Annotated in this window: 13 protein-coding genes and 1 riboswitch; of the genes, 7 read left to right on the plus strand and 6 right to left on the minus strand. The window is 39.8% G+C overall.

What is annotated here, in order from left to right:
- Nucleotide 1: 1 nt before the first annotated feature.
- From IPMB12_RS03590 to rne, 3 genes are all read right to left on the minus strand, one after another.
- The gene (locus IPMB12_RS03590; RefSeq protein WP_166915026.1) at nucleotides 2–874 is read right to left on the minus strand and encodes an ABC transporter permease subunit; all 873 of its coding nucleotides are present in this window, start codon (nucleotides 872–874) and stop codon (nucleotides 2–4) included.
- The gene (locus tag IPMB12_RS03595; RefSeq protein ID WP_166915028.1) at nucleotides 864–1811 is read right to left on the minus strand and encodes an ABC transporter permease subunit; all 948 of its coding nucleotides are present in this window, start codon (nucleotides 1809–1811) and stop codon (nucleotides 864–866) included. The genes IPMB12_RS03590 and IPMB12_RS03595 overlap by 11 nt, the downstream gene beginning before the upstream one ends.
- Before the next feature lie 105 nt (nucleotides 1812–1916).
- On the minus strand, nucleotides 1917–4823 hold the full coding sequence (gene rne / locus IPMB12_RS03600; protein WP_166915030.1) for a ribonuclease E: 2907 nt from the start codon (nucleotides 4821–4823) through the stop codon (nucleotides 1917–1919).
- A 541-nt stretch (nucleotides 4824–5364) separates the two neighbouring features.
- Nucleotides 5365–5520: riboswitch (molybdenum cofactor riboswitch) on the plus strand.
- Here rne and moaA point away from each other — a divergent pair.
- Nucleotides 5483–6487, plus strand: a complete 1005-nt coding sequence (gene moaA, locus IPMB12_RS03605) for a GTP 3',8-cyclase MoaA (protein ID WP_407704068.1) — start codon at nucleotides 5483–5485, stop codon at nucleotides 6485–6487. (Overlaps the previous riboswitch by 38 nt.)
- Here moaA and gluQRS read toward each other — a convergent pair.
- The 3 genes from gluQRS to folK all read right to left on the minus strand — a co-directional run bounded on the left by gluQRS (nucleotide 6470) and on the right by folK (nucleotide 8502).
- Entirely contained in the window at nucleotides 6470–7357 is an 888-nt protein-coding gene (gluQRS, locus tag IPMB12_RS03610) for a tRNA glutamyl-Q(34) synthetase GluQRS (RefSeq protein ID WP_166915032.1), read from the minus strand. The two genes, moaA and gluQRS, sit on opposite strands and share 18 nt — an antisense overlap.
- Before the next feature lie 21 nt (nucleotides 7358–7378).
- On the minus strand, nucleotides 7379–7786 hold the full coding sequence (gene dksA, locus IPMB12_RS03615) for an RNA polymerase-binding protein DksA (RefSeq protein ID WP_407704069.1): 408 nt from the start codon (nucleotides 7784–7786) through the stop codon (nucleotides 7379–7381).
- Between the two features lie 236 nt (nucleotides 7787–8022).
- Entirely contained in the window at nucleotides 8023–8502 is a 480-nt protein-coding gene (folK, locus tag IPMB12_RS03620; protein ID WP_166915036.1) for a 2-amino-4-hydroxy-6-hydroxymethyldihydropteridine diphosphokinase, read from the minus strand.
- A 104-nt stretch (nucleotides 8503–8606) separates the two neighbouring features.
- Between folK and IPMB12_RS03625 the strand changes: the two genes are divergently transcribed.
- The 6 genes from IPMB12_RS03625 (at nucleotide 8607) to IPMB12_RS03650 (ending at nucleotide 16015) form a co-directional block, all read left to right on the plus strand.
- Nucleotides 8607–9356, plus strand: coding sequence for an SDR family NAD(P)-dependent oxidoreductase (locus tag IPMB12_RS03625; RefSeq protein ID WP_166915038.1), 750 nt, complete (start codon nucleotides 8607–8609; stop codon nucleotides 9354–9356).
- A gap of 189 nt (nucleotides 9357–9545) precedes the next feature.
- Nucleotides 9546–9875 (plus strand): hypothetical protein, encoded by a 330-nt coding sequence (locus IPMB12_RS03630; protein WP_166915040.1) that lies wholly within the window; start codon nucleotides 9546–9548, stop codon nucleotides 9873–9875.
- Nucleotides 9876–10232: 357 nt separating this feature from the next.
- Nucleotides 10233–12689, plus strand: coding sequence for a bifunctional aspartate kinase/homoserine dehydrogenase I (thrA, locus tag IPMB12_RS03635; protein WP_208293541.1), 2457 nt, complete (start codon nucleotides 10233–10235; stop codon nucleotides 12687–12689).
- Entirely contained in the window at nucleotides 12690–13637 is a 948-nt protein-coding gene (gene thrB / locus IPMB12_RS03640) for a homoserine kinase (RefSeq protein WP_166915044.1), read from the plus strand.
- Nucleotides 13638–13657: 20 nt separating this feature from the next.
- Nucleotides 13658–14947, plus strand: coding sequence for a threonine synthase (gene thrC / locus IPMB12_RS03645; protein ID WP_166915046.1), 1290 nt, complete (start codon nucleotides 13658–13660; stop codon nucleotides 14945–14947).
- A 156-nt stretch (nucleotides 14948–15103) separates the two neighbouring features.
- On the plus strand, nucleotides 15104–16015 hold the full coding sequence (locus tag IPMB12_RS03650; RefSeq protein WP_166915048.1) for an SPFH domain-containing protein: 912 nt from the start codon (nucleotides 15104–15106) through the stop codon (nucleotides 16013–16015).
- Nucleotides 16016–16023 lie beyond the last annotated feature (8 nt).

Consider the following 16023-nt stretch of genomic DNA (forward strand, 5'->3'; position numbering starts at 1 on the left):
ACTACTCTCTACGGGAAAGCGATAAATTTAAGCCATAATCGAGAAAGTTCACCAAAACAATCACGATAAGAATAGCCAGACCCGGTGCAATAAATGCCCAAGGGTTAATATCAATAATACTGACCATCTCTTTCATCATACTACCCAGCTCATTATAGCGAGAAGTTGTACCAAATTGTAAATATGAAAGTGTGGTAATACCAAGTAATGTATTAGAGAATAAGACAGTAATTTCAGATAGATAAGCTGCTCTGATATTAGGTAACACTGAATGATTTAAGATAACCCAGGGTGATAAACCATCCAGTTTAGCGACAGTTATATAGGTTTTATTCATCTCGTTAGACACCATCTGAGTCACGTTATAAATAAAACGTGGTAAACAGGTTAAGCCGATAACGATCATTAGGTTAAACAATGAATTACCCCAAAACAGTGCGATAACAATAGCGATCAGTAGCGGCGGAATAGATGAAATTATACGTAATACGGTTTTTATTAAAGTACGTAGTGATTTAAAAGAGAGTAACAGGTAACTGAATAGTCCACCTAAAATCGTCACGACTAAGGTAACTTGTAGTGCTACTGACAGTGTGGTACGCATCGCCAGCAAGAGCTGAATAAAGATATCATATCCACCTTTATCTGTTCCTAAAATGTATTTTACATCACCGGCCTCATTCCAGGCAGGTAACATCAGACGGAATTTTTCACCCAGCGGACCGATTTCATGGACAAAGCGTAATGATAACAGGCAGAGGAAACCAACGCTCACCAGTCCATAAAATCCGATAATCAAAAACAGATTATTATGAATATGTCTCTTAAAGCCGGAATAAGACCGGTAAATAGCTGCTAAAAATTTATTTATCATACAACTCCTTATGTCTGAGAGGATGTATGACCAGTATAAATATCTCACTTAATAAATTAAACGCACCAATGAGTAAACCACAGACTAAAATAGCAACAGCAATAATTACGCCATTTTTAGTTTCAAACCCATGCATTACCCATTTACCTAAACCATAACGGTCAAAGACGATCTCAACTACCATGGTTGAAAACAGCAAAATCGTAAAGCCATGAGTTAATTGTGGAATAACCGGCGGTAAAGCATTAGGTAACAAATGGCGCCATAAAATTTTAAGCTGTGATTGCTCACGGATAATCGCCGTCTTGATATAGTTTTGTTTAGCGATCTTTTCAATATTTTGACTGAGCAGCTGAATAGCCAAAATACATGGCTGGATAGAAAGTATCACAACAGGTAGTACCAGATAAGTAAACTCTTTCCAGAGCTCCTGAGCTGTATCGATCCCCGGTGTTAATAAAATATCAATTAACGGAAATCCGGTAATTGGGTTGGTTTGTTCAATAAACGAACCCTCATTAGGCAGATGCGGGAAGAAAATAAACAGACTTAAAACTGCAATCCAGACCAAAGGACTTGCACCAATAATTAAACAGAACGACTGTAATGCTTTATTCTGCCATTTATTGGTATTGAGTCCACCGATAATCCCCAGCGGTACTCCAATGATTAATGAGAATAAAATGGTAAAAATACATAATTCAATGGTGATTGGCAGAATCTGTTTCAAAGTCTGAAGCAGAGATAAGCTGCTATGTGGCGACAAACGAATCGTGCCAGATAATAGTTCATTGAAAAATGTGAAATAAGCGTGGAAAAAGGTTAAATTATAAAAGGCAGTACCTGGCAGACAATAAACAATGGCAAAACTGATTTGAGCAAGGATCAGTAATATCAACAAGAATGTACATATTTTCCGTAAGATATAAACAATCATTCTTATTCTCTGCCATTAATTATCAAAAAGTTCGGCCATCCAATTGCACTGATGGCATTATAACCCCAATTGGGAATTATAATGCCATTTTTTATGATCTATTAATTACTCTGTTACTTGTGTTGGTTTGGTTGCTTGTGCAGAAGCCTGATTGTTCGCACTATTACCACCCGCATGACCTTTACCGTTAAAACGGTAATGTTCATCATGGAACACAGCATAAGTGATAGAGAAGTCCGATGGAGCATAAGCCGGAGCTGGTGCTTTGGTCATACCTGATGATGAATGTTTAGTACGACTTTGGTAAGAAACATCTGTAGGTGCTAAAGCTTTTGTTGTCACTTTATCCCCAGTACACACTTGAGTTTCTTTAAGGACAGCCACAACGGTGTTAGTTGCTGGTGCCGTTGACGCAGGCGCTTCATTAACAGGTTGATTAGCAACAGACGGCTCCGTGGTAGTAACCGAAGTTGAAACGACTGGCTCAACAAATGGTAAATCTATTGTTTCAGTCATTGTTTTTTCAACAGTAACTACTGGTTCATGAGTAACAGGCGCTACAACTACAGGAGTATTAGCGACTGACGCACTGTCAGAGGTATCATTATTATTTTCAGCATCATCTGACTTGTTGACTACTGGCGTAAGTAGTGAATAATCAATGCAGACTTTACCTGAAGCAAACTCAGGTGATACCACTGCCATACTTAGTGGCATTGGTGATTCTGATGGATAATTCTCTTTCTGACGTTTACGACGCTGGCCATTCATTCTTAAATGACGTGGTGTACGTCTGACCCGACGAGAAGAATCCTCGTTTGAGTTAATATTTTCTGAACTTTCACTTGTACTTTCCAGTGGTAATGCATCTTCTTCTGCTACAGGCTTTGGAATCACAACCGGTAGTGGGGCAACGTTAACTGGTTTTGTATCTGCTTTATTCTCACCATCAGTAACACGAACACTCTTAGTCAGATTACGCTGTGCTCTGCGTGGTTTTGGCTCACGTTTTTCTGGTGCAGCTGATTTGGTTTCTTCAACAACTGCTGCCAGAGCTTCATTTTTTACCGTTTCAACATTGGCTGCGTTGTTGTTTGCATTACCTTTGTTGTTATTACGTGAACGACGATTGTTTTTCGGCTCTTTAGTTTCAGGAGAGCTATTTTCAGTCTCTGTCTTATTGCTATTACGAGGCTTTCTATTTTGTTGTGGACGAGGTCTCTTCTCGTGACGAACGTGTTCAGTTTTCTTGGTTTCTTTTTTATCAGTACCAGGAACTTCTGAAGGTTTAAACAAGTTGCGTAGGCCTGAGAATAGTGAAGCGATAATACCTTTGTTTTCTTCAGGTTTTTTACTCTTTGGTTGTGCTTTGGGCTTACTAGCTGCTGAATTTGCCACAGCCGCTGCTGCCGCTGCCTGAATATCAACAGTTACACCAGAAAGTACGGCTTCTTCTTCAACCACTTCCGGTGTTGTGTCTTCTTCTTCCTCTTCGAGTTCACGAATGAGTTTTGGCAGAGCGTAACTTAGTACGTCCATTTCTTCGCCACGACGCTTACGGATCACACGATATTGTGGTGTTTCCATCTCTTCATCAGCAGCAATAACAATTTTAATTTCCGGATGTTCTGCTTCAATTTTACTAATCGCGCGGCGTTTCTCATTCAATAAATAACTGGCGATTGGTACTGGAACGATAACATCAATTTGTGAAGTGTTGTCTTTTAACGCTTCTTCATTGATTAAGCGCAGGATAGACAGGGACAAGGAATTATTATCACGTACTGTACCTGTACCACTACAGCGTGGACAAATATGGTGTGTTGCTTCACGTAGTGACGGGCTTAAACGCTGACGAGACATCTCAAGTAAGCCAAAACGAGAAATACGTGTCGTTTGAATACGTGCACGATCGTTTTTCATTGCTTCTTTTAGGCAGTTTTCAACTTCACGCTGGTTACGAATCGGGGTCATATCGATAAAGTCGATAACAATCAAACCCCCAAGGTCACGCAGACGTAACTGACGTGCGATCTCTTCTGCTGCTTCAAGGTTGGTTGTGAAGGCTGTTTCTTCGATATCACTACCACGGATTGATTTAGCAGAGTTAATATCGATAGCAGTTAGTGCTTCTGTGGTATCGATAACAATAGAACCACCTGATGGCAGGCGAACTTCACGCTGGAAAGCTGACTCAATTTGTGACTCGATTTGGTAATGGCTAAATAACGGTACATCATTGGTGTACAGTTTAATACGGTTAAGATATTCAGTACGACCAAGGCCTGCTAAGCGTTTCTTAGCAACTTCTAGCACCTGAACATTATCAACCAGAATTTCACCGACATCTGCACGCAGGTAATCTCGAAATGCTCTGGTAATAATATCACTTTCTTTGTGGATCAGACTTGGCGCAGGATGGTTTTTCGCTTCAGTTTGAATGGCTTCCCAATACACCATTAGTGCATTTAAGTCTTGTTGCAACTCTTCCTGACTTTTGCCAACACCTGCAGTACGAGCGATAACACCCATACCTTTTGGTTTTTCCAGTGAGTCAATAATGCGTTTTAGGTCAGCTCTGTCTTCACCTTCAATACGGCGTGACACACCACCAGCACGTGGGTCATTTGGCATAAGTACTAAATAACTACCGGCTAAGCTGATATAAGTTGTTAACGCAGCACCTTTTTTACCACGGATCTCTTTCTCAATCTGGACTAAAACTTCCTGACCTTCCTGAAGATGTTTAATACTTTTACGTCCGGAGATATTAGAAGGGAAGTAGTTATCAGCGATCTCTTTGAGGGAGAGGAATCCGTCTCGTTCACCGCCATAGGAAACAAATGCGGCTTCTAAACTTGGATTGATTTTGGTGATGGTGCCTTTGTAAATATTCGCTTTTTTCTGTTCATGACCAGGGCTCTCGATATCTAAATCATAAAGCTTCTGACCGTCAACGAGTGCAACGCGCAGCTCTTCTTGCTGGGTCGCATTAATTAACATTCTTTTCATTGATTTTCACTCATTTTCTTTAATTTTGAAAAGTAAGTAATATCAACATAATTGGGTAGAACTATAGCCTATTTTAATAATGATTAAATTAATAGACGTTAATAAAAGTCTGTTTTAACATCACATACTCATTATTTAGTTAGTCTTTTATTATAATTGTATTATGTGAGTATGCTAATTTTATAGAGACTGACAAATTGTCAATCTACTTCATATTTTGTATTTAATATTTCAACAAATTAAATACGACTAAATTAAATATTGTACAATTTATTGATACTAAAATAAGTTATTCATGCCAATTAAGTTATTTTACTTACTGCTATATTCTTGTTTTTACAATGTCTGATGCCATTGCTGCACCGTAAAAACAAATAAATTTAGGGCTTATTTTCTGTGTATTTGCATAAAACAGTTTAATAAATAAATTTTATGCAAATGCACTTGCCTATTATTCACTTTTCGGCTCCATATATCAAGAGCCATAACCTGATATTTAAAAACTTTTATTAACAATCTTTTATATATGATAGAATGATTCTGTGAAATAAAACTCTGAAGCCTTTAAACCTAAGTAAACGGTTGTTTAAACAATCACTTTATATGGATTAATGGCCGTGACATTAACAGGTGCCACCGGGTGTAACGCAGAAATGCTTATGCCTCCCGACTGGAAAGGTGTTTTTACTGACATGCAACTCATTGATAATTATCAACGAAGATTTCGTTATCTTCGCCTATCTGTAACTGAACGCTGTAATTTTCAGTGTCAGTATTGCTTGCCTGATGGCTATCAGGCCGGTAATCAATCGTTTCTCTCTTTTAATGAACTGGAAAATGTGGTTAAAGGTTTTGTCGGACTGGGGATCAATAAACTTCGTTTAACAGGTGGTGAACCAACGTTACGCCGTGATTTTACTGATTTGGTTGCAATGGTAAGTGAACACTCACAAATTAAAACAGTGGCTGTCACAACTAATGGCTATCGGGTACTTTCTGATGTACATCACTGGCAAGCTGCAGGACTTAATGCGATTAATATTAGTGTGGATAGTTTATCAGCTAATAGCTTTGCATTAATCACCGGGCAGGATAAATTAAAAGAAACCTTAGCTGGGGTAGAAAGGGCGCTTGAAGTCGGGATTCCTTCCGTTAAAATTAATACGGTTTTGTTAAAAGGTTTAAGTGACAAATTAAGCGATTACCTGAACTGGATTAAAGATCGTAAAGTTTCACTCAGATTTATTGAATTGATGGAAACCGGTGAAAGTGCTACGTTCTTTCAGCGCTATCACACCTCTGGTGCCGTTATTGAAAAACAACTTATCGAACAGGGTTGGCTACTGGAGTTGAAAGGTGAACTGGATGGGCCAGCTAAAGTCTATTCACATCCTGATTATCAGGGGAAAATCGGTCTGATTATGCCGTATTCAAAGAACTTTTGTCAGAGCTGTAATCGCCTGCGGGTTTCTTCATCCGGTAAGTTTCATTTTTGTCTATTTGGTAATGAGGGAATTGATATTCGTGATTTACTACAAAATAGTAGTCAAAGCGATGATCTTAAAAATAGAATCTTACATGCGCTGGAGCGTAAACCAGAAAGCCATTTCTTGCAACAACACCAAACCGGGGTATTAAAAAACCTGTCACAAATTGGTGGTTAGATATTGATCCTGTTTTGGTACACGAGTCAGATCCCAGTGCTTTATTGCCCAGTCAAGCAATTGTTCTTTTGTTCCGTCCTGCCAGTTTTCTGGTAGAGACTGGTTGAGAAATTCTAATACTCTACCCAGAGTTTGTACTACCGGTTGACCAGAGACCGGCAACGCGTGATTTTGTTTAGAGAGCTTACTACCATCACTGTTTAATGCTAAGGGTAGATGAATAAAGTCTGGGACTTTCCACTGAAAATGCCGGAAAAAAGCAATTTGTCTGACGGTAGGTTCAAGTAAGTCTGCCCCGCGCACAATTTCAGTCACTCCCTGATAATGATCATCCAGAACTACCGCTAAATTATAGGCAAACAGGCCATCGCGGCGTAAAATCACAAAATCTTCTTCTGCTAATTTTTTATTAACTTGTTGCAGACCTCTTAATTTATCACTGAATTGATAAACTGGATTATTTTGCAAGTAACGTATGGCTAACGGTTGGGAGCTGGTATCTGGTGTTAAATGCAGGTTACGACAATGTTGATCGTAGAATCCGCCTAAAGACTGAATACGTTGTCGGGTACAATCACAATAGTAGGCATGGTGGCTAGTTAGTAATTGATGGATGATTTCACGATAACGTTCATGGCAATCAGATTGGTATAAAACCTGATCGTCCCAGTACAAACCAAAACTTTCTAAAACAGAGAGAATACGCTTACTTGCGCCAGCAATTTCACGCGGGGGATCGATATCTTCGATTCGAACCAGCCATGTGCCATGTTGAGATTTAGCCTGAAGGTAACTGCCGATTGCGGTAACCAGTGACCCGAAATGCAGGTCACCAGAAGGAGATGGTGCAAAACGTCCAATGTAATGCATCGTTAAGACTTACTGACTGTATTAGTACCCCATTTGTTTTTCACGGAGTTCAGCTACAGTTTTACAATCAATACAAAGATCGGCTGTTGGTCTGGCTTCTAAACGGCGAATACCAATCTCAACACCACAAGAATCACAGAATCCAAAATCGTTGTCTTCAATTTTCTTTAATGTTTTTTCAATTTTTTTAATTAGTTTACGTTCACGGTCGCGAGTACGTAGCTCTAAGCTAAATTCTTCTTCTTGTGTAGCGCGATCAGCGGGATCTGGGAAGTTGGCGGCTTCATCTTGCATATGTGTTACCGTCTTATCCATTTCACCACGTAACTGCTCTAACCAGGCTTCCAGAATTAGTTTAAAATGCTGAAGCTGCTTAGGATTCATGTACTCTTCACCTTTCTTTTCTTGGTATGGCGCAAGTCCGGCCATCGCTAAAATACTTAAAGATGATGAGGCTGCTTTTTGTTCCTTCTTCACTGCAATCTCCTATATACAATTAATTTCAGTGTCTATTTTCTGAAAAATCAGGTCACCTAATAATCAGAAACGCTAAACTATAGCAATTATTTTTCAGTTCACAAGTTGTTTTTTTCGATTATTTGAAATGGCTTTGTTTATATTCAGTTTTTTATCAAAAAATACTGATTATTTAAACAGCGTATTGTTTACCATTTAGTCATTCCGTTCATCGAAATGCGCTTCAATAACGATTGTAATATGACACCGTCAGGCAGAATAAGTTCTGGTGCTAAATCAAATAATGGATAGAGCATAAACTCTCTGTTTTGCATATCGTAGTGAGGAATAGTCAGACGAGGGGTTTGAATAGTTTGATTACCATAAAGGAGAATATCTAAGTCCAGAGTGCGCGGTCCCCAGCGGTGGGCTTTTCGCTCTCGACCTTGTTGTTGTTCAATCTTTTGTGTCTCGTCAAGGAGCTGTTCTGGCGACAACTCCGTTTGTATTTGCACAACAGCATTCAGATAGTCAGGCTGATCTTGCGGGCCAAGGGGCTTACTGCGATAAAAAGGAGAAACTGCGATAAAGGCCGTCTTAGGAATAAGGGATATTGCCTTAAGCGCATTATTAACTTGTTCTAGTGGATTTGCCAGATTACTGCCAAGTGCAATATAGACGGTGACCACAATTGTTCTCCTAATAAAACAGGCAAATAACCCTTAACAAACAAAATAACAGCCCATATACTAACATAGTTAGTTATCTATTGAGTACTACTTGGGAGAATAACATGAGTGTGGTATTAGTTACCGGTGCCTCTGCTGGTTTTGGTAAAGCGATCTGTCAAAAACTTATCGCTGATGGATTTTCTGTTATTGGCACAGCAAGACGACTTGATAAGTTACAAGAACTGCAAAAAGAGTTGGGGGATAAGTTCCTGCCCCTGCAATTAGACGTTACCGATTTGACCGCCATTGAGGCTTTACCTGGTAAAATCCCTCCGTCATTCCAACCGATTGATATTTTGATCAATAATGCCGGACTTGCACTTGGCCTCGAACCTGCTAATGAGGTGCCTTTTCAGTATTGGGATACGATGGTACACACTAATATTTTAGGACTGATTAAATTAACCCATACTCTGTTACCTGAGATGGTTAAACGTAATCATGGCTATATTATTAATCTGGGTTCAATCGCTGGTACTTATCCATATAAAGGTGGCAATGTGTATGGGGCAACCAAAGCCTTTGTACGTCAGTTCAGCTTAAATTTACGTACTGATTTACTGGGTAAAAAGATTCGTGTGACAAATATTGAGCCCGGTCTGTGTGGCGGAACAGAGTTTTCTAATGTACGTTTTGGTGATGATAAAAAAGCAGCAGAAGTCTATACTGGCGTTGATTTTGTCACTGCGGGTGATATTGCTAATACTATTTCCTGGTTAATCAGTATGCCTGAACATTTTAATGTTAATAGTATTGAGATTATGCCAACAGCACAGGCTCCAGCGGGAATGAGTGTTGCTAAAAATATGTAGTTTTCATTGAGAATATGCAAATAAATCAATAATTTAAATATTTTCAACCCCTTGATTTATTTGCATTTTTTTTAATGCTTATATCTTACTTTGTTGTAGCAAATTACTCATTTTCCTAAAATTACACTTGCACTTATTTTTTAGCGTTGCTATTCTTTTCCACTCTATTTTTTATTGAGGTTATAACAGATGACATTTACGCAAGCAGTGACCAATTTTGCTAAAAGCTTGCCGGGTACAGATTCTTATGTAAACCTGCGTAACGCCATGCAAACCCTTATTAAGGATGATTCAGCTAATGCGGCTGTTTATTTTCTTATCTTTGGTTTTGCCCGTACTTACGTCATGTTATATGAAGATCAGGAAGTGTCGCCTCAATTTGCTGAAGATAACCAAAAGCTCATGCTCAGTTATCTGAATACTTTAAATGCTGCGTTGCAAAAGAGTAATGCAGCCGAACTTTATCAGGCGATGAATGATGTCGTCGTGAAGTACGAAGAAAGCAAAAAAGTATTTTAATATTTTATCAGCCCGGCTTATGTCGGGCTGATTTGTTTTTAGGTTCCATTATTTTTTAAGCTGTAAATAAAACCGTACGATGTAAATAATTTAAGATATTTTATTGACAAGCGGATTGTTTTACTTTAAAACCTTACAGAATGTAGTTATATAGAATTAACGAAGAAGCTAAATTAATGATACTAAATATTGTTCTTGGCACCATTATTATTACCACCTCTGGGACCACCGGTAGCAGAGCGGGTTGATATTGCTGTTAAAAGATCAATATAAAACCCGCTAAAATTGGCGGGTTTTTTTATGTCTGAAGATTATTTATTTACTGTGACCATCAACAAACAAGAGAAAGGGTGCAATATGAGAGTCTTAAAATTTGGAGGTACATCCGTTGCTAATGCCGAACGTTTTCTTCGGGTAGCAGATATTATCGAAAACAAATTAAAACAAGAACAGATTGCTACCGTACTCTCTGCACCGGCAAAAATTACTAATCATCTGGTCGCGATGGTTGAAAAAACGGTCGCAGGGCAAGACATCCAAAGTAATATGTATGATGCAGAAAAAATCTTTGCTGACATATTAGAAGGCCTGAACAAGCAATTGCCGGGTTTTGCTTATGCAGAAATGAAAGAGTTTGTTGATAAAGAGATTGCTAACTTAAAACAGCTATTACATGGTGTGGCTCTGCTTGGACAATGTCCAGATAGTGTTAATGCGATGATTATCTGCCGTGGTGAAAAGCTCTCTATCGCCATTATGTCGGCAGTACTCAAAGCGCGCGGACATAAAGTGGCTGTTATCAATCCGGTGTCAATGCTTCTTGCCCATGGTGGTTATTTAGAATCAACTGTTGATATTAATGAATCAACTCGTCGTATTGCTCAGCTAAATATCGCTGATGATGAAGTGATTTTAATGGCGGGTTTCACTGCTGGTAATGATAAAGGTGAATTGGTTGTTTTAGGTCGTAATGGTTCTGATTATTCTGCAGCGGTATTGGCTGCCTGTCTGCGTGCCAGCTACTGTGAAATCTGGACTGACGTTGATGGTGCTTATACTTGTGACCCGCGTATTGTGGCTGATGCCAAGCTGCTTAAATCAATGTCATATCAGGAGGCGATGGAGCTTTCTTACTTCGGTGCTAAAGTGTTACACCCGCGTACTATCTCTCCTATCGCTCAGTTCCAGATTCCTTGCTTAATTAAAAATACCAATAATCCTGATGCTCCGGGTACGATTATCGGGGTTGAAGATTTAGATATTAATTATCCGGTGAAAGGTATCACTAATTTAAACAACATGGCGATGATTAACGTATCTGGCCCGGGTTTAAAAGGTATGGTTGGTATGTCGGCACGTGTTTTCTCTGCCATGTCTTATGCTGGCATTTCGGTGGTATTAATCACTCAGTCTTCATCAGAATATAGTATCAGTTTCTGTGTGCCACAATCTGAGCTTTATCAGGCAGAAGAAGCATTGCATGAAGAGTTCTATTTAGAACTCAAAGATGGATTACTTGAACCTCTTGAAATCATTGAACGTTTAGCGATTATCTCAGTAGTAGGTGACGGAATGCGTACAATGAAAGGTCTGTCAGCAAGATTTTTTACCGCACTGGCACAGGCTAGTATTAATATTGTAGCTATTGCTCAGGGTTCATCAGAACGTTCGATCTCTGTTGTGGTCGATAATGATATCGCTGTTATGGGTGTCAAAGTAGCACACCAAATGCTATTTGGCACTGACCAGATCTTAGACGTGTTTGTGGTTGGTGTTGGTGGCGTTGGTGGTGCGCTGATTGATCAAATTGAGCGTCAACAAGAGTGGCTGAAGAATAAACAGATTGATTTACGTGTCTGCGGTCTGGCTAACTCACGCCATGTGCTCTTAGATACCAATGGGATTAACTTAACTAACTGGCGTGAGAAAGTGAAGCAGAGCGAAACCGCTTTTGAACTCGAGCATCTGATTGCGTTTGCTAAAAATAATCGCCTGCTTAATCCGATTTTAGTCGATTGTACTTCAAGTAGTGCAGTGGCTGATAAATATGCTGAGTTTTTAGAAAATGGTTTCCATGTAGTGACACCAAATAAGAAAGCTAACACCAGCTCTATGAGTTATTATCAGCGCCTGCGTCAGGCGGCGGCAAAAAGTAAACGTAAGTTCCAGTATGATACTAACGTGGGTGCCGGTTTACCGGTGATTGAAAACCTACAAAACCTATTAAATGCCGGTGATGAGCTGATTCGTTTCTCTGGTATCCTTTCTGGTTCTCTGTCCTTTATTTTCGGTAAGTTAGATGAAGGAATGTCGTTATCAGAAGCGACTTTACAAGCTAAAGAAAAGGGTTTCACTGAACCAGATCCGCGCGATGATTTATCTGGTATGGATATCGCCCGTAAATTACTGATTTTAGCCCGTGAATCAGGTCTACAATTGGAACTGGAGCAAATCAATGTCGAATCTGTACTTCCTGCTTCTTATTCAGAAGGTGATGTACATACATTCTTAAAACGTCTGCCTGATTTAGATGCTGAGTTTAAAGACAGGGTAGAGAAAGCTGCTAAGGAAGGTAAAGTATTACGTTATGTCGGTAGTATTGATCACGGTCAGTGCTCAGTTAAAATTGAAGCTGTGGACAGCGATGATCCACTGTTTAAGATTAAAAATGGTGAAAATGCGCTGGCATTTTATACCCGTTACTATCAACCTATACCTTTAGTACTAAGAGGTTATGGTGCAGGTAATGATGTAACAGCTGCCGGTGTCTTTGCCGATATACTCCGTACGACATCAGCAAAATTAGGTGGATAAATGACAACTAAACAAATAACTGTGTATGCGCCGGCTTCAATGGCTAATGTCAGTGTTGGTTTTGATATTTTAGGTGCAGCGGTCAGTCCAATCGACGGTCAGCATTTAGGAGATTGTATTACGGTTAAAGCCGCAGATACTTTCTCTTTAAAAAGTGAAGGACATTTTGTCAAAAAGCTACCAAGAAACCCTAAATACAATATTGTGTACCAATGTTGGGAACGCTTTTGTCAGGCGATGGGTAAAAAATTACCCGTTGAAATGACGCTGGCAAAAAATATGCCAATTGGTTCTGGTCTGGGCTCCAGTGCCTGTTCTGTAGTCGGTGCTTTTGTCGCATTAAATGAGTTTTTTGATCGCCCATTTGATGAAATTCAAATGTTAACCATGATGGGTGAGCTGGAAGGCAGAATCTCCGGCAGTGTACATTATGATAATGTGGCGCCGTGTTATTTAGGTGGTATGCAACTTATCCTTAATGCAGGCGGCGTGATCAGCCAGTCATTACCGGTTTTTGATGACTGGTACTGGGTGATGGCTTATCCGGGTATCAAAGTCTCAACGGCTGAAGCGCGGGCAATTTTACCTGCACAATATAAGAAGCAGGATTGCGTTGATCATGGCCGTCATGCTGGTGGTTTTGTGCATGCTTGCTATACTAATCAGCCAAAACTTGCAGCGGCTTTAATGCAGGATGTCATTGCCGAGCCTTACCGTAAAGATTTATTACCTAACTTCGATAATGTCAGAGCTGGTGTAGCTGAGCTTGGCGCTCTGGCAAGTGGTATTTCTGGTTCCGGCCCGACAATGTTTGTGGTAGCAGAAAATAAACAGCAGGCAGAAGCCATATCACAGTGGTTACAGGTTCACTATTTACAAAACAGTGACGGATTTATTCATATCTGTAAGATTGATAAACAAGGCGCAAGAGTGATTCACCGCCAGTAGCAGAATAACGGAAAAAGACTATGAAACTATATAATTTAAAAGATCATTCAGAACAAGTAAGTTTTGCTCAGGCAGTGCGTCAGGGGCTTGGACGTGGACAGGGTTTATTCTTCCCGCAGGATTTACCTAAGTTTTCAGCGACTGAAATTGAACAGTTATTACAACTGAATTTTGTCGATCGTAGCGCTAAGATTTTATCAGCATTTATTGGTGATGAAATTTCTGCAGAAGATGTTAAACGCTGTGTTGGTAACGCATTCCAGTTTCCGGCTCCGGTTAAATCAGTGGAAAGTGATATCGGCACATTAGAGCTTTTCCATGGCCCAACACTGGCCTTTAAAGATTTTGGTGGCCGTTTTATGGCACAAGCTTTAGTACAGGTGGCTAAAGACAATAAAATTACAATTTTAACGGCAACATCAGGTGATACTGGTGCGGCGGTGGCGCACGCCTTCTATCATCTGCCTAATATCCGTGTAGTTATCCTGTATCCAAATGGTAAAATTAGCCCTCTGCAGGAAAAACTGTTCTGCACACTGGGTGATAATATTCATACGATCGCTATCGATGGTGACTTTGATGCCTGTCAGGCACTGGTTAAAAATGCCTTTGACGATCAGGAGCTAAAATCTGCGATTGGTTTAAACTCTGCCAACTCAATTAATATCAGCCGTTTAATGGCGCAGATTTGTTATTATTTTGAAGCTTATGCTCAGTTAAATGCACAGCAACGCAAAAACCTAGTCATTTCTGTTCCAAGTGGTAATTTTGGTGATTTAACCGCGGGTTTACTGGCTAAAACGATGGGGCTGCCAATTAAACGCTTTATCGCAGCCACTAATGCCAATGATACGGTACCTCGATATTTAGAAACAGGTGTGTGGGAACCTCATGCAACGGTAGCAACGCTTTCTAATGCGATGGATGTCAGTCAGCCAAATAATTGGCCACGTATTGAAGAGATCTTTAAGCGCGAAAACTGGGCACTGAAGTCGCTCTCTCATGGTGCCGTAAATGATGAAGTTACCAAAGAGACCATGCGTGAGCTTGATAGTAAAGGCTATCTATCTGAACCACATGGTGCCATTGCTTACCGGGTACTACGTGATCAGCTGCAAGCTGGTGAATATGGCCTGTTCCTTGGTACTGCTCACCCGGCTAAGTTCCGTGAAGTGGTTGAAGAGACCTTAAAACATAAAATCGATTTACCAAAAGAGCTGGCGCAGCGTGCTGACTTACCGCTGTTATCACATTTTATGTCGGCAGATTTTGCGAAATTACGCCAGTTTTTAATGGCACTGGATTGGTAATTTTTTGATTTTATTTGAAATTTATAGCTATAAAAAGTCTGTTAGGCAATAGAGTAGAATTTGTGTATTATAAACTTGGTTGATTTTGCGTGGTGAAATCAGCCTCTGGATGTAAACAGAATTCTACTATTAAACAAAAATAAGCAAGAGAAAATTATGTCACTATATATTGTTATTGGTGTTTTGGTGCTGCTGGCACTGGTTACTGTATTTAAAGCAATTGCAATTGTACCGCAAGGTTTCCAATACACGATTGAGCGTTTTGGTAAATATACCCATACACTTGAGCCGGGTTTAAATATTATTATCCCATACATGGATGGTATTGGTCGTAAAATTAATATGATGGAACAAGTTCTTGATATTCCGTCACAAGAAGTTATTTCTAAAGATAATGCGAACGTATCAATTGATGCAATTTGCTTTATTCAGGTGCAAGACGCGGCTAAAGCAGCATATCAGGTTAACAATCTTGAGCGTTCAGTAATTAATTTAACCATGACCAACTTCCGTACTGTTCTTGGTTCTATGGAGCTGGATGAAATGTTATCTCAACGTGACCATATCAACTCTCGTTTACTTGGTATTGTAGATGAAGCGACCAGCCCTTGGGGTGTAAAAATCACTCGTATCGAGATTCGTGACGTTCGTCCACCAACAGAACTTGTGGCAGCGATGAATGCGCAGATGAAAGCTGAGCGTAACAAACGTGCTGATGTTCTTGAAGCAGAAGGTGTTCGTCAGGCGGCAATTTTACGTGCTGAAGGTCAAAAACAATCTGAAATCTTAAAAGCAGAAGGTGATCGCCAGGCAGCGTTCTTACAAGCAGAAGCGCGTGAACGTGCGGCAGAAGCGGAAGCAAAAGCAACACAAATGGTTTCTGACGCAATTGCCAGCGGTAATATCAATGCGATTAACTACTTCGTGGCACAAAAATATACTGATGCATTACAACAAATTGGTTCAGCATCAAATAGTAAAGTTATTATGATGCCTCTTGATGCTTCAAGCCTGATGGGCAGTATCGGTGGTATTACTGAATTAATCGGTGAAATTAAGAAAGGTTAATATATTCG

It is taken from the genome of Zophobihabitans entericus (genome assembly GCF_011745665.1).
Taxonomy (GTDB): domain Bacteria; phylum Pseudomonadota; class Gammaproteobacteria; order Enterobacterales; family Orbaceae; genus Zophobihabitans; species Zophobihabitans entericus.

Bases quoted from the DNA above. Each gene is read 5' to 3' on its own strand.
- IPMB12_RS03590 (WP_166915026.1), bottom strand. From the start codon at position 874: ATGATAAATAAATTTTTAGCAGCTATTTACCGGTCTTATTCCGGCTTT.
- IPMB12_RS03595 (WP_166915028.1), bottom strand. From the start codon at position 1,811: ATGATTGTTTATATCTTACGGAAAATATGTACATTCTTGTTGATATTA.
- rne (WP_166915030.1), bottom strand. From the start codon at position 4,823: ATGAAAAGAATGTTAATTAATGCGACCCAGCAAGAAGAGCTGCGCGTT.
- moaA (WP_407704068.1), top strand. From the start codon at position 5,483: ATGCCTCCCGACTGGAAAGGTGTTTTTACTGACATGCAACTCATTGAT.
- gluQRS (WP_166915032.1), bottom strand. From the start codon at position 7,357: ATGCATTACATTGGACGTTTTGCACCATCTCCTTCTGGTGACCTGCAT.
- dksA (WP_407704069.1), bottom strand. From the start codon at position 7,786: ATGGCCGGACTTGCGCCATACCAAGAAAAGAAAGGTGAAGAGTACATG.
- IPMB12_RS03625 (WP_166915038.1), top strand. From the start codon at position 8,607: ATGAGTGTGGTATTAGTTACCGGTGCCTCTGCTGGTTTTGGTAAAGCG.
- IPMB12_RS03630 (WP_166915040.1), top strand. From the start codon at position 9,546: ATGACATTTACGCAAGCAGTGACCAATTTTGCTAAAAGCTTGCCGGGT.
- thrA (WP_208293541.1), top strand. From the start codon at position 10,233: ATGAGAGTCTTAAAATTTGGAGGTACATCCGTTGCTAATGCCGAACGT.
- thrB (WP_166915044.1), top strand. From the start codon at position 12,690: ATGACAACTAAACAAATAACTGTGTATGCGCCGGCTTCAATGGCTAAT.
- thrC (WP_166915046.1), top strand. From the start codon at position 13,658: ATGAAACTATATAATTTAAAAGATCATTCAGAACAAGTAAGTTTTGCT.
- IPMB12_RS03650 (WP_166915048.1), top strand. From the start codon at position 15,104: ATGTCACTATATATTGTTATTGGTGTTTTGGTGCTGCTGGCACTGGTT.